The sequence below is a fragment of the Filomicrobium insigne genome, from assembly GCF_900104305.1.
Taxonomy (GTDB): domain Bacteria; phylum Pseudomonadota; class Alphaproteobacteria; order Rhizobiales; family Hyphomicrobiaceae; genus Filomicrobium; species Filomicrobium insigne.
Genome location: NZ_FNJC01000004.1, coordinates 254,999 through 269,758, shown reverse-complemented (window position 1 = coordinate 269,758; position 14,760 = coordinate 254,999). Strand labels below are relative to the sequence as shown.

The following is a 14,760-nucleotide window of genomic DNA, read 5'->3' as shown; positions in this document are numbered from 1 at the left end:
ATATAGTCTATGTGGCACTCACTTGGCTGCGTGAGCACAATGCGCTCAGCTCTTCTTAAGTTGAACAGCGACGAACCGTTTATCGTTGCCGGACATCACATGCAGCAACACGGCGGGACGGTTCTTTTCGCGCGCTTGTTTGAGCCCCTTAACGACGTCATCAACGCTCGACACCTTCACGCCCTGAACTTCAAGCACCCGATCCCCGGCTTTGAGCCCCTTGCGAGCTGCGTCGGATGAAGGATCGACATTCGTAATCCGAACGCCTTCCTCATTATCGTCATTAGCTGCAGCAAGCGAGAAACCCAGCTGATCGAGCTCAGCCGTCTTTGGCTCGGCCGGCTGCCCCTGATTCAGAGCCGCCAGTTCGTCCTTCGAGGTCGGAAAGCGTCCGAGATCAACCTTGATGGTCTTCTCCTTACCATCACGCCAGACACCAACATCAACCTTGGTCTTCGGCGAATACGCTGCGATCTTACGAGCAAGATCCCGGCTATCCGAAATCTCAGACCCATCAACCGTCAGAATAGCGTCCTGGGTTTCAAGACCTGCATCCTGAGCAGGACCGTTCGGCGTAACCTCCGAAACCAGAGCGCCCTTCGGTTCCTTCAAACCAAGGCTGGCAGCTGTATCCTCGTCGATGTTCTGGATCTTAACACCCAACCATCCACGGCTAACCGTACCGTTGTTCTTCAGCTGCGCGATGACGTCAGTCGCCGTCGCTGCGGGAACAGCAAAGGCGATACCTACGTTGCCGCCCGAGGGGCTGTAGATCGCGGTGTTCACACCGACCACGTCACCGTTGAGGTTGAACGTCGGACCACCAGAGTTGCCACGGTTCACCGCTGCATCGATCTGCAGATAGTCATATGGACCAGAGCCAATATCGCGACCCTGCGCCGAGAGGATGCCGGCCGTCACAGTACCGCCCAAACCGAACGGATTACCAACGGCCAAGACCCAGTCACCAACGCGCGAAGGCTTATTGGCAAACTTCACGAAATGGAACTTGATGTTGTCGGGATTCTTAATTTTTAGAAGCGCTAGATCCGTGCGAGGATCCGTTCCGACAAGCTCAGCCTCGAATTTGCGATCCTGGTCGAACTGAACCTGAATCTCGCTGGCATCATCGATGACATGGTTGTTCGTGACAACATAACCGTCCTCGGAAATGACGAAGCCTGAGCCTTGCGCCAAGCTAGGACGGCGTGGCTGACCACCACCTGGTCCGCGGAACTCCTTAGGCAGATTCTTGAAGAAATCATGCAGGGGGTGATCGTCCGGGAGGTCTGGCAGGCCCGGGATTGGCTGGCCCTGTTGTTTCTCCTCATTGGACGCCATGGCTTTACCGCCATTTGTCACAGAGATACTGACGACGGCGGGCTTCACCTTATCAACGATGTCCGCAAAGGTCAGAGGCGCGCGGGGGAACGGCGCTTCAGCTGTCTGAGCTTCCGGCTTGAGCTGAGCAACCGCTTGCTGGGGTGGGCTGAAAAACACTGCCGAAACACCGGCAGCAGCAATAAGCGCCGCGGCAGCACAACCATTGCGAAGATTCTTTGACCGGAAAATACCTCCGGCACGGGTTTTTGAAACCTCATTGGTCTCGATAGGCATTGGGGCACGTCTCCATCTAGCGAAACGACAAGCATGTTCACCAACAAGAGATAGTGCGTGCGCGCTTACAGCAGCCTTTCGAGAGAATTAAACATTCGTAATATTCAGCGGGTGTTCTCTTCGTCAAAACACCACAAGCCTGAAAACCTCACTTCTCATCGAGAATTTTGCGCAACTCAGCTTCTTCGTCAGGAGTGAGTGACTGAGCGGCCGAAATCGTTTGTGCTGCCGCATCGCGTCCACGACTGGATAAAAACACACGATAGGCTAGCCAGATCCCTGAAATCAAAGCCAGGGCCGGCGCAAGCCAAAGCAGCAGCGTATGCGTGTTGAATGGCGGCTTAAGCAGCACAAATTGGCCGTACCGCGCAACCACAAAGTCCAAAACCTCGCGGTTCGTATCTCCGGCCTTCAAACGGTCCCGAACGAGAAGCCGCAGATCCCGTGCCAACGGCGCATTGGAATCATCAATCGACTGATTCTGACAAACCAAACACCGTAGCTCGAGAGATAATTCTCGGGCGCGCGTTTCTAGAGCCGGATCCTTAAGTATCTCATCGGGCTCCACGGCCGCGCCAACACCGGCAAACATCGTGGTCGCCAATGCCAGCGAACAAATACCAACGCGCACTTTCCGTATGAAGGTTGCCATTAGAAGCATATGCCTCCGGTCATTCGGCAGGAGCCACTGCAAACCCGCGCGAGCGACGTGGTGCCCCCACACGCAGACGACGATCCGACAACGACACCGCTCCGCCCACAAACATGATCAGAGCTCCGAGCCAGATAAAGCGTACGAGAGGATTAAAATAGAGCCGGATCGAATAACCGCCATCCTCCTGCGCATCACCCAGCACTGTGTACAGGTCTCCACGCCAGGAAGCATGGATGCCGGCCTCTGAGGTCGCTTGCGGTGGCGCGTCGTATACCCGCTTGGATGGCGACAGCGTTGTAACGAAAGCACCGTTCTGATGAACCTCGAACTTTCCAACCTGCTCGCGGTAGTTAGGTCCGCGTTGGGGCGCCACACCCCGAAATGTCAGATCATATCCTGAAATTTCCCGGCTCTCTCCTGGTTTCATCAAGATAACCTGCTCGCTTTGATAGGCGGTTGTCGCCGTTATTCCGACGACCATCAAACCGACACCAAAATGGGCCAACGCAGTGCCAAAAACAGAACGTGGAAAATTCCAGAAACGCCGCCGCGTCTCTGCAAAGGGAACCAATCCGAGCTTCGCGCGATACGCCAATTCCGAAATCGCTCCACCCATGATGTAAACGCCTATAGCGAACATGACAGGCGCTAACCACGGACCACGTCCGAACATCGCGAAGACGGCAACCATGACCACGACGGCCACAAGCGCCGCAGCCGCAAGCCGTTCCGCCGCTCCGCGGATATCGCCACGCTTCCACGCCAATAACGGACCGAAAGGCATCGCCAAGAGCAACGGCACCATCAAGGGCACAAACGTCATGTTAAAGTAGGGTGGCCCTACGGAAATTTTTTCTCCGGTAACCCCCTCTAGCGCGAGTGGATAGAGCGTACCGACCAGGACAGTAACCGTGGCCGTCGTCAACAGCACGTTGTTGAGCACGAGACTGCCTTCACGGCTGATCGGCGCAAACAGGCCGCCCTGCCGCAACTGGCCCGCACGGAACGCATAGAGCGTTAGCCCGCCGCCAATGAACAGCACCATGATCCCCAAAATCGCAACACCGCGTTCGGGATCAACAGCAAACGCGTGCACGGATGTCAGAACACCGGAGCGTACAAGGAACGTGCCCATCAGAGAGAGTGAAAACGTCAGGATCGCCAGCAGAACGGTCCAGACTTTCAGAGCCTCGCGCTTCTCCATGACAAGTGCTGAATGCAACAGCGCCGTACCGGCAAGCCAAGGCATAAACGAAGCATTCTCGACGGGATCCCAAAACCACCAACCACCCCAACCGAGCTCGTAGTAAGCCCACCAAGACCCCATCGCGATGCCGAGCGTCAAAAACATCCACGCCGCCAAGGTCCATGGTCGAACCCAGCGCGCCCAGGCCGCATCTGTCCGGCCTTCAATCAACGCTGCGATGGCGAAAGAGAACGCCATCGAAAACCCGACATAGCCCGCGTAAAGAAAAGGCGGGTGAAACGCGAGGGCTGGATCCTGCAGGATTGGGTTGAGACCACGTCCCTCGAAGGGGGCAGGGTCAAGTCGTAAGAACGGGTTCGACGTAAACAGAATAAACAGACCGAACGCCAAGGCGATCGACGACTGCACTGACAGGACGTTGGCTCGTAGTCGCGAGGGTAGATTACCCCCGAAGACAGCAACCAGAGCGCCAAACAGCGCCAGAATAAGCACCCACAAAAGCATGGAGCCTTCGTGGTTTCCCCATACACCAGAAATTCGATAGATCAGCGGCTTCGCTGAGTGCGAGTTAGCGGTCACGTTCGCGACGGAGAAATCCGATGTGACGTACGCGTAGGTGAGCGCACAAAATGAGAGAAGCAAAAGGATGAACTGCGCGAGCGCCGCGGGTTCGCCGGTCGCCATCATGCGAACATCACCCGTACGCGCCCCCCACATCGGAACGATCATCTGAAAGAGTGCAACCACGACCGCGAGCACAAGCGCGAAGTGGCCCAATTCAATGATCATCGCCTTGAGACCCTTTCCTGCCGATTACTGATTGCCCGGATGAGTCGCACCCTGCCCGAGCTTCACGCCCTTCTTCTCCAGCGCATCCGCCACTTCCGGCGGCATATAATTTTCGTCGTGCTTCGCAAGCACGGTATCGGCCACAAAGAGACCGGCATCCGTCAGCTTGCCCTCCGTCACCACGCCTTGGCCTTCCCGGAAAAGATCCGGAAGTATCCCTTCATAAGTGACATTCACAGTCTCAAGTGTATCGGTTACGGCAAACTGGACCTTGGTTCCAGCGCCCCGCTTCACCGATCCTTCCGCCACCAACCCACCAAGCCGAAAGCGTTTGCCAGCTTCAACCTTGTGAGCCGCGACATCGCTCGGCGTCTGAAAAAAAACGATCGTATCACGCAGCGCAAACATAACCAGGATGGCTGCAACGGCCAGCAGAGCAACCCCGCCGCCGATAAGAACCCCTCTTTTCTGCTTACGCGTCATGATGTTCCTTAAGATCCGTCACGTTCCAAGACCGAGTTCGACAGCCAAGCCGTCGAGCGCCGCCCTATTCTCGCTGCCGTCAGGAAATGTCTTTCTCGCGCGATCAAGTGCCGCCAACGCGTCGTCCTTCCGGCCCAACACCGTATAGGCACGTACCAACCGTATCCACCCCGCAAGATCATCAGGCTTTTGCTCAAGTCGGGCCGCAAGCTGAGTGACCATTTGACTGATGAACTGACTCCGCTGCTCCGCTGTCATCGATTGCGCTGCAGCGATATCGGCCGCAGATGGACCTCGCGGAGTCTCTGAGCTTTCCGGCAAACCATTCGGCTGAACCGCAGCTGTCTTGTCTTCTGCCTTATTCTCGTTGCCTGCCTCTACCGGTTGCCTTGTGACGGTGGCTAAGCGCTGAGCAACGACTTCTTTCCATCGGGCATCTTCAGGTGCGGATGCCAGCAACGCGCGATACGCGTCCGCTGCAGCATCGCCTTTGCCATCCTGTTCCAGCGCTACAGCTAGCCAGAAACGTGCTTCAGCAAAATCGGGCTGGCTCTCCAACAGACGCTGATAAGCTTTGCGTGCAGGTTCCGTCACAATCCCGTCGTTGTCGAGAATGGTCGCTTCAGCGAAGCCTGCAAGTCGCTTTGGGCTTTCGCCCTGCAAGCGAATGGCCTGCGCGTAGGCATTGGCCGCTTCAGCAAAGCGCTGCAGTCGGAGATAAACCGGAGCAAGAACATCCCAACCCCGGCCGTCTTCGGGATGTGCGCGCAGCTCAGCCTCGACCCTGCCGATAAGATCGGCGACAGTTGCATTTTGGTTAGGAGTGGTGAGACGCGCTGCATGGGGCTTGCTGGGCAGATCGGGAGCACCGAGACTTAGATAAACACCCGCACCAGCTAAGGCGATGAGCACTGCAGAGGCCACAGACACCCATGAGCGATACCGCTCTCCGATCCCAGTCGTTCCGGTATCATCGCCCTGACCGGAACCAGCAACTGCCAACACACGGCGGCCGAGCTCCGCGCGGGCGCTTTCTGCTTCCGCTGCTTCGATAAGACCACGCGCACGCTCGGCTTCAATTTCAGCCATTTGGTCTCGATAAACGGCCAAATCCGCTTGACGCGATGCAGCCGCCTGCACACGCGCACTCAGCAGGGGCCGAGTAATAACCGCAATTACGGCTGCAGTTAATGCCGCAAACCCTATCCAGAGAACCATTTGCCATCCAAATCCGAGCCTCGGATTTGGATTAAGGTGATGAACCCAATAACACAAGGCCCGTAGGCTGAACCGGCTCTATAGGTCGCAACCCAATCACGCCACGGATCAACCCACGTTGCGCCAAGTTCCATCCGGATTACGGCAGGCCGTTCCGCTCATCGTCTGCGGCCGCCCGTCAATATAAACGGTATGCTTAAAGTCACGACAATCGTATTCACCACGCCGATAAGTACGGGTCGGTACGACCTCGCCATAGTGTCCATTATCGGGGTTCCGCCAAGGCCGGGCGACACCTGACTGGCCAGTCTCTAGAGCCGCATATTCGGCTTCCTGCGCCAACATCCGATCCTGCTCATCAAGCGACTGACCGATGGAATGACCGACGATACCGCCGACGAACGCACCCGCTACCGTCGCAAGAACACGTCCCGTGCCGTTGCCAACTTGGTTGCCAATGATGCCGCCGGCAACAGCGCCGACCACCGTACCGGTATCAGCCTTCGTCGGCCCTTCAGGACCGCAACCAGCCAGCACAAGCGCAGCTCCTGCAACAACAAGGCACTTTAAAACCGAACCGGTTGCAACACCCGTTACGGAGAACGGCAATTTGCCCATCGTACGTTTCCTGCTGGTTCAGGTGCGGATAACCGCGCCTGGACAAATACTGAGCCGCGCATTGCGTTAGGGAGCTTCATAACAATGGCAGCATTGTATTGCCGATAACACTTTGGATTCGGGCAAAAGTTCGACGCCGCTGTGGCCGAACAGCCACCGAAGCCCCATCACAAGCCCGTAACACCGAACTACACGGCCGGAAGATCCAAACGGATGAGTAATCCACCCTTCGCCGATTCATCGAGCCCGAGGCTGCCTCGGTAGGACTGAGCCAACTCGATCACAATCGACAACCCCAAACCCGACCCAGGCTTGGTTTCATCCAACCTTAGTCCGCGCTGACCAATACGAGCTCGTTGCTCACTCGTCAGCCCCGGCCCATCATCCTCCACAACAATCTTAAGCCGACGCTGCTGAGGCCGCGCAGTCCGACGTGGTACCGCCACGCTGAGGTAGACGCTCCCACGCGACCACTTAGCCGCATTGTCGAGCAGGTTGCCAAGCATCTCCTCTAAATCCTGCTTCTCTCCTTGGAACTTCGCATCCTCGGGACACGTCACGGTAATGCTGACACCCTTATCGCGGTATATCCGCTCAAGAGCGCGGGCCAACGGTTCGACGACAGGTAAAACGGGCGTTGAACGGCCGATAACGCTCACCCGGGCCGCCATCCGCGCACGATCAAGGTAATGAGTGATTTGATCACCCATGATTTTAGCCTGTTCGGCCACCTTTTCGCCGAGCGGTCCCTTGTGCTCGCGCGCTTCGTTGGTCACTACCGCCAGCGGTGTCTTCAAGGCGTGTGCGAGATTGCCAACCTGCGTACGCGCCCGTTCCACGATATCGAGATTTGACTGGATCAGCGCGTTAAGCTCTTCCTGTAGCGGTTCAATCTCTGTTGGGACCTGGCCTTCAAGGCGTGTCGCCCGGCCCGATCGTATCTCCGCCAGGGCGCGTTGCACCCGCTTCAGCGGCGCTAGGCCGAATCGGATCTGGAACAACGTAACCAGCATCAAGCCAAGCCCTACCAAGGCCAAGGCTATCGTCAGCCGGTTACGGAAATTCACGATCGACGTTTCAAACCATTCAAGCGGCCCAGCAACGATGATCGAATACTGCTGACCGTCCGGGTCATTTCGCAATGTATCGAGAATTTCGACGATCCGAACACGCTCGCCACTGGGACCCACATCATTGCGCCAACGGGTATTCGTCTCCGGGTCCACTGGATACCCAAGCGCATATGGGGACGTGAGGCGCGCGTTACCCAGGGAAACAGATGCAAGAACAGGCCCCGCCGCATCCCCGACCGGCGAAATCTGCCAGTACCAGCCCGACTTGCTGACCTCAAATAGAGGTTCATACCGGTTCGTAGGTGCCACAGGCTCATTACCGGTCGCGGCCATACTATCCACATCGATCGCGATCACGAGCTTCTGTAGTTGGCCATCAAAACTGGTCTGAACATCCTCGCGATAGAGCGAGTAAATGAGCAAGCCAGCGAGAGGTAGCGCCAGCAGTGTCCACACTGCTGACGTAGCAAACATACGAAAAGCGAGAGAGTTAAGCTTCATCGCCGCCGCCGCAACTCATGCGGTAGCCCAGCCCCCTCACGGTCTCAATCACATCCGTCGGAATTTTCTTGCGAAGCCGCCCAATAAACACTTCGATCGTGTTTGAATCTCGATCAAAGTCCTGATCATACAGATGCTCAACGAGTTCCGTCCGCGAAACAACGCGTCCGTTATGGTGCATCAAATACGCAAGTAGACGATATTCGTGAGACGTCAGCTTAATCTGCGTCCCGTCACACGTAACCCGGGCCGATTTGGTATCGAGCCGGACACTCCCACATTCAATCTCGCTAGAAGCATGTCCTGATGCGCGCCGCATCTGTGCACGAGCACGCGCGAGCAACTCTTCCATGTGGAACGGCTTCGCCAGATAGTCGTCGGCACCCGCATCGATGCCCTGCACCTTGTCGCTCCAGCGGTCGCGCGCAGTAAGAATGATCACCGGCATCTTCCGGTCAGAGCGCCGCCATTGCTCAAGGATCGAGATGCCGTCCATCTTGGGCAGGCCAATATCGAGGATCACAAGATCATAGGGCTCGGTATCACCAAGAAAGTAGCCCTCCTCCCCATCACTGGCGGAGTCAACAGCGTATCCAGCACCACTTAAGGCGTCGACAAGTTGACGATTGAGATCCTGATCATCTTCAACGACAAGAACGCGCAATGGAATGTGCCCCGATTTGTTTCCCGACACCCCTTATTAAGGAAGCGTAAGAGAAATCCTAGCCGTTGAATGGGCTTTGCGCATCCCCATTTGGCACCAGCGTGTGAAACGCCTCAAACGCCTATAGCTTCAAGCTCATAGCTTTCCGCATAAGCGGCCGTTTTGCTTGAGTACGCCCATAAATTGCCATCAAGGTTCCCACGAGAGCCGTAAGAGCCTGTCCGACTTGTAGGACCTCTTCCCCCACCTGCCGCACCAGATCAGCCGTAATATCCAGCCCCACAATCGGCGCGATGGCTGGCAAAACGCTGGCCGCCGCAGCGATCAAAGCGCCCCACACGGTCATGGACTCACCCCACCACTTTGGCGTGACGTCTGAGGATGGTTGCTGAGAACTCATACTTGCATCTCCATTTCGCTGCTCGATAGACAGGTTTGGTTTGCTTGCCGAAACTTGGCCAAGAGGCGGCAATGTTTTCGCCCCCTCCAATGTCTTTTCAACCCGCGACAGCCAGCCGCGTCCGAACCGCCAGAAATGCGGCAACGACCGATATCGACGCCGGCGGATCTCAGCGTACGTCCGAATAAGTTCTATAATCGGCATGGCAGCAATCCTCCCGCGCGTTTCTGCTCCGATCTTCCCGTCGACGGCAGCCCCACTCGCTTCCTGCAAAATACGAATTGCAGTACCCACACCGTGGTTGACCGCGGCATCGAAATGCATAAACGCGAGCGCCGGGGCCAAACTCGAGCAGCCCGCGGGACGCCAATAACGTTGCCGGTAAATTTCGGTGACTTCGGATTCGGAAATACGCCGCAAGCCGGTGATCAGATCATCTCTGCGCTCAGATGTAACTTTGAGCCCACGCCAAGCCGCGAACGTCGCCAACGTGATCCCCTTGTTCGTCGGACCACCAGGATCATGCGGATCGTCGGTATATCCGCCCTCCATCTCTAGGACATGCGCAAGCGACAACTCAAAAAAGTCGTCTGAGCGAGGACTTAAAACGCCAGTTTCGCGTTTGGGCCATCGCAGCGCCACAAGCCGCGCGCGATTAAAAGCCGTAACGTTGACTTCATTTGCTTGGTTACCGCCCAACAGCCACAGGCGCGTCTCCGTCCATCCGACTAGAAACCCGACATGGCCCAGCGCCGTATCACGACCTCGACTGAGAACAACAACAGCACCAAAACGCTCTGCCGCTAAGGGAACTCCCCACTCCACGTAAGACCGCGCCATGAGCGACCGCGTACTTGCAACACCCGAACGTTCCAAACTTGCCCCCAGGAATACAGCGCACCACGCCACCTCATCCCGGCGAACACTCTCGTGTCCAAGCTCCCGAAAGAACTCAAGAATACGATCGTTGTGACGAGCTCCACTAACTTCGCGTTGGCCAAACTCCTCCCATGCCTGCGTAAGCCAGCCAGGCTGCTCGCTTGCTGCCATCACACATATCCTTGTCGTGGTTTATCCAGTCAGAGGACCGCGGTCGCTGAAGCCCCACGGCCGAAAACCGCGCTTAGCTGAGCAATGCGCACACGAACCTGCTCCTGTGCGCCGCCGAAATCTTCCATCTGGGCACTGATCGTATACGTTACCGACGAAGTGTCAGACGTCAGCGTCCGCGCCACCGAACCATCCGGCCGAAGAATATCGATCTCATAGCGTTCGAATTCTTCGGCCAACGGCACGACTGACGTCCCCCAACTGTCGCCCCCAACCCGCGTGCGACGTACCCACGTCACCTCAAGCTCACCGCCCGCACGCCTCCCCCGCAAATGAACCGGCGCATAGGGCCTGAGACCAATGCCGCGAAACGCATATTGCTGTTGATCGTAGGAAGCGTCGGCGAGATCCCGGTTCGCCGGGCCATAGCGCCAGAAATAGGGCAGCCCCAGCTCTTCTGGACTGAGATCAACGCGTGCAATCGCGCCATTGAGCATCACGAATGGCGCACCCGCTGCGATGGGCTCACCTGCTTGCATCGCGCCTTCGCTGCCTGCTTGCCCGCGCAATAAGTCCGACAGAAGATAGGTCCCCGATCCGATCAATTCGGCCATTTCAAATTGCAGGATCTCCCAATCACCGGCGCCGGTACGCACGGCCGCGGCATTGGCCCCAGCCAACAATTGAAGTCGAGAAACCGAATACAGCTCACCACCAGAAACAGACACCTGAAGCCGGTTCGCATGATCAATCCGGGCAATCGGTCCCGGCGGTAGCGATTCGATCGTCTCGCCCAAAATCGCTGGCGCAGCAGCCGTAGACCGAAGCCGATAGCCCGCCTCTTCAGGCGATCCATAAAGAGCGATTGCTCCCGGCCAAGGTGACTTCAAAGCCGCAAAATAGGCTCCGCAGGCGGCATGAGTGTCCTCATCTGAGGTGAGCAACGGAAGATCAAGAAGTTCCACTTTTGGGCGTCCGACATCGATCGGTCCGACCCCACTTGCTTCTCTATGGGGAGCTGAACCGCCCACGTAGATATCCGGATCGATGCTCCGCGCCTCGATTTCGCGGGCGCCGTGGTCTCCTATCTCCGTGATACGAAAAAGTTGTTCGTTCCCAAGGCGGGTCAGACGCACGACGTCCCCGGGCTCGAGCCCGATCTGGCTCGGCGGCAGAATGAAACTCGCACGCTCCCGCGACGCCCACGTCTCAAACAGCCAGCTCTCCGCAATACGCGTCGCTTGGTCCGCCTCAAGTACGATAGGCAAATCCGCCCGGCCTAAACGGCCACTTGCTCCGACAAGCCGCCGTGCATCCACCACCGCTTGCTGATAGTCCGACAGACTAGAGATATAGTTGAGTTTTGCCGACGCAGGCAGGTCAGTCTCTTGCCCACGCACAACCGTTGCCAGCGGCGTGTCTGGGTCGCCCTCAACAAGATCGGCCTCAACGAAATCAGCAGCAAGACCACTGGCACCGCGATGCCGGAAAGCAATCGCGCCTTGACTCTCGACAGCATCGAAGAAATACGCGAGCCCCAACGGCTGCAGCGCATCTCGCGCACTCATCGCGCGATCGACGATGTAACCCGGCACCATTCCCTGCAAGCTTTCCGCTTCGAAGCGATCGAAATCGAAGTCCCGCAAGATCGCCTCAACAAGCTCCGACAACGGTACACTCGCAAGCCGTCCGCTCAACCAATGCCCAAGACGCCAGTTCGCTCCATCTCCCCAGGCTTCGAGGTTCTGAGGAAAAGCCGGATACGGACGAGCATCCCAGCAGTAGGCGTAGATCCTCTCGCAATCGACCATCCGCCCGCCATAAACCTCGGAGACGGGATTGAGCCCAGCGACGTATCCATCCGCATCTGGGTCAAAACCGCTGACGAAGGCACGGATGTAGCAACGTTGCATAAGGTCATCGCGCGCACCGTTCGAGTAGTACGGCAACGCCGTCTCCGAACTTTTCGGATCGACAAAAACGTTAGGTTGGTTCGCGCCTTTGTCCGCTGCCGGACAACCAATCTCCATGAACCAGATAGGCTTGGACTGAGGCACCCATTCCGTTGCGGCCACGTCCTCAACACCGCCGGGCCGATTGAAATGAGCGTTGATCCACCAGCTTCGGACATCCTTGTAACGGAACACCCAGGGCTTTCCCGCTCCGTCGGTGATCGGCGTACGCGCCTGCACATCACGATCCGTCGGGCTCGCATAATACCAGTCGAACCCTTCGCCCCCGACGAGATTGCTGCGCAGATATGCGAGGTCGTAAATCGAACGATGCCCCCCGACGTAGTCGAGGTGTTCTCGCCCATCGCGCCAATCCGCCAGCGGCCAATAACAGTCAATCCCAATGGCATCGATCGACTCTGACGCCCATAAGGGATCGAGATGAAAGCACACGTCTCCGGAGCCATCCTGCGGTTGATGTCCGAAGTACTCAGACCAATCCGCTGCATACGTAATCTTGCAGCCTGCACCAAGCACGGCTTTGACGTCATCCGCCAACGCACAAAGCGCAGCCACGAAGGGATAGCTCCCCTCCCCGTCTCGCACCCAGGTTAACCCGCGCAGCTCGGTTCCAATTACGAAGGTATCAACCCCACCCCCGGCCTTCGCGAGATGCGCCAGATGCAGCACCATCCGTCGATAGGACCACTCCGAGGGCCCCGAATAGGAAACGGTCCGACCAGAAATATCGAAGTCAGCCGCCTCCGCCGTTCCGACAAAGGCTGCAATCTGCGTGGCTGCCGTCGCCGTCTTATCAGGGCTCCCCGGCTGACCTGGAGCGGGATGGCATGTAATACGGCCACGCCACGGGTAAGCAGGTTGCGAAGCCCCACCGTAGGGATTGGCCAACGCGTTCCCATCGGGCACGTCCATTAAAAGGAATGGCGTTAGCGTAACGCCGATGCCGCGCTGCTTGAGATCGCGGATGGCATCGACCACCGTTCTATCGGCTGGCGTCCCTCCATAGGCCGCCGCGCTATCATGCGTACTGATAAGATGTGCCTGAGCCCGCATCGCGCCACCGGCGCGCCACGTAAAGGGTTCGGTCGTCTTCTCCGCAATATCAACACCCGGGCGTATCGCGCAGTGACCAGCACGCAGATCCGTTCCGAACCAACTCACAATGAGCGAAACATTCTTCGCGTTCGGCAGCTCATCTTCAAGCTGATCGAGCGCCACCTGCCAGTCGCTGGCACCTTGCAGGGTGTGGACGTTTTCAGCTCTGGTTCCACCGTATCCGAACGTCCGCACCACCGGCTCGGGCGCATAGACAAATTCGCCCGATCCCGGTATCAGCACAACCCCGCGGATCTCCTCGGCAAACGGTTCGACCGAGCGATAAACCTCAAACGACAGCTGTGGCAGCCGATTGCCGAACCGCGCCAAAGGCAGACGCTCAAACACAACATACGCCGTTCCCCGATAGGCCGGAGCCTGATCTCTCCCCTCCCGCGCGGAGATGAGTGAATCAACGGGCTGCGTCTCAGAACCACGATAAAACCGCGTCACATAGCGTGACAGATCAATCTCGGCACCGTCGGCCCATACGCGTCTTAAACCGCTAATCTCGCCTTCGCAGATCGCCACCGCGAAGTTGGCATAATACCGATACTCAACACGTTCGATGCCGCCTCCACCGCTGGAAACACCCTTCCCGCCACCGGACGTCTCGGTTGTCGTGCGGACCTCTTCTTCAAAATCCGTTGCCCAAATCACTTGGCCCCCGAGCCGCACACGGCCATAGATCCGTGGGATCGCCGCGCCTTCAGTGGACGATGTGACATGCAGATGTTGAAGCCGTGGACCTTCCACCGTCCGCGTTTCCCCAGAAGCTCCAAACAACGCTTGATCGACGTAGGCTCCGGCAAGCGCTCCAATCTGCGACCCGATGGTCGCGCCCGAGATCGTTACCCCGAGCACACTCATGCCGGCAGGCAGAACCGCGCTGCCGACAGCGGCGCCTGCAGCGGCCAAGGCCAGTGTTGCCATTCTCAATTGATCCCAGGAAACGAAAACACGCCAGCAATGCGTCGACGCCACCAAGAGGTCAACGCAACCTCGCTAACCGCAACGCCCTCCATGGCGTGCACAAACGCCACCGGGCTCGTCGCAAGTCCGCAGTGCTTTGCCGCAAAGCCGCAGCGGTAGCGAAACACCAGGACCTGCCCCGCCGCGATCACATCTGGTGGCAGCTCCACGAGATACGTGCGAGCCGCTCTTAGAAGCAGTTCCTCTCCCGCTCGCGAAGACCAGTCACGCGTATAGGCTATGGGCTGCTGCACCTCAGATCCGTAGAGCTCCCTCCAAACTCCGCGTATGAGCCCCAGGCAATCGGTCCCCACCCCGCAACGGCTGGCTTGGTGATGGTAAGGTGTCCCAATCCACGCACGCGCCAGACGCACCACGTCATCAGAGGAAGCCATCCACGCGCCGCACGCTTCAGTTGGCGAGACGTCCACGGTTGCCATTGAGT

11 protein-coding genes are annotated in these 14,760 nt (G+C 57.8%); all 11 read right to left on the bottom strand.

Going from position 1 to position 14,760, the window contains the following annotated elements; genetic code table 11:
• Positions 1 to 45 precede the first annotated feature (45 nt).
• The 11 genes from BLS30_RS14965 to BLS30_RS14915 all read right to left on the bottom strand — a co-directional run bounded on the left by BLS30_RS14965 (position 46) and on the right by BLS30_RS14915 (position 14,755).
• Positions 46 to 1,617 carry a Do family serine endopeptidase gene (locus BLS30_RS14965; RefSeq protein ID WP_090229946.1) on the bottom strand — a complete coding sequence of 524 codons (1,572 nt, stop codon included), beginning with the start codon at positions 1,615 to 1,617 and terminating at the stop codon, positions 46 to 48.
• Between the two features lie 148 nt (positions 1,618 to 1,765).
• The gene (locus BLS30_RS14960; protein ID WP_090229942.1) at positions 1,766 to 2,269 is read right to left on the bottom strand and encodes a cytochrome c-type biogenesis protein; all 504 of its coding nucleotides are present in this window, start codon (positions 2,267 to 2,269) and stop codon (positions 1,766 to 1,768) included.
• A gap of 19 nt (positions 2,270 to 2,288) precedes the next feature.
• Positions 2,289 to 4,268: a heme lyase CcmF/NrfE family subunit gene (locus BLS30_RS14955; protein ID WP_090229939.1), complete on the bottom strand. Its 1,980-nt coding sequence runs from the start codon at positions 4,266 to 4,268 to the stop codon at positions 2,289 to 2,291.
• Positions 4,269 to 4,292: 24 nt separating this feature from the next.
• Complete coding sequence (gene ccmE / locus BLS30_RS14950) at positions 4,293 to 4,751, bottom strand: cytochrome c maturation protein CcmE (RefSeq protein ID WP_046478375.1); 459 nt, start codon at positions 4,749 to 4,751, stop codon at positions 4,293 to 4,295.
• Positions 4,752 to 4,769: 18 nt separating this feature from the next.
• Entirely contained in the window at positions 4,770 to 5,969 is a 1,200-nt protein-coding gene (gene ccmI / locus BLS30_RS14945; RefSeq protein WP_090229937.1) for a c-type cytochrome biogenesis protein CcmI, read from the bottom strand.
• Between the two features lie 108 nt (positions 5,970 to 6,077).
• Positions 6,078 to 6,587 (bottom strand): RT0821/Lpp0805 family surface protein, encoded by a 510-nt coding sequence (locus BLS30_RS14940; RefSeq protein ID WP_082101174.1) that lies wholly within the window; start codon positions 6,585 to 6,587, stop codon positions 6,078 to 6,080.
• A 188-nt stretch (positions 6,588 to 6,775) separates the two neighbouring features.
• Complete coding sequence (locus tag BLS30_RS14935; RefSeq protein ID WP_090229934.1) at positions 6,776 to 8,161, bottom strand: sensor histidine kinase; 1,386 nt, start codon at positions 8,159 to 8,161, stop codon at positions 6,776 to 6,778.
• Positions 8,151 to 8,825 (bottom strand): response regulator transcription factor, encoded by a 675-nt coding sequence (locus tag BLS30_RS14930; protein WP_046478372.1) that lies wholly within the window; start codon positions 8,823 to 8,825, stop codon positions 8,151 to 8,153. Before BLS30_RS14930 ends, BLS30_RS14935 begins: the two co-directional genes overlap by 11 nt.
• A gap of 121 nt (positions 8,826 to 8,946) precedes the next feature.
• A complete protein-coding gene (locus BLS30_RS14925) occupies positions 8,947 to 10,275 on the bottom strand; it encodes a TIGR02594 family protein (RefSeq protein WP_090229932.1) in 1,329 nt (442 codons plus the stop codon).
• A gap of 29 nt (positions 10,276 to 10,304) precedes the next feature.
• Entirely contained in the window at positions 10,305 to 14,276 is a 3,972-nt protein-coding gene (locus tag BLS30_RS14920; protein WP_090229929.1) for a baseplate multidomain protein megatron, read from the bottom strand.
• Between the two features lie 2 nt (positions 14,277 to 14,278).
• The gene (locus BLS30_RS14915) at positions 14,279 to 14,755 is read right to left on the bottom strand and encodes a C40 family peptidase (protein WP_244464907.1); all 477 of its coding nucleotides are present in this window, start codon (positions 14,753 to 14,755) and stop codon (positions 14,279 to 14,281) included.
• Positions 14,756 to 14,760: the final 5 nt, after the last annotated feature.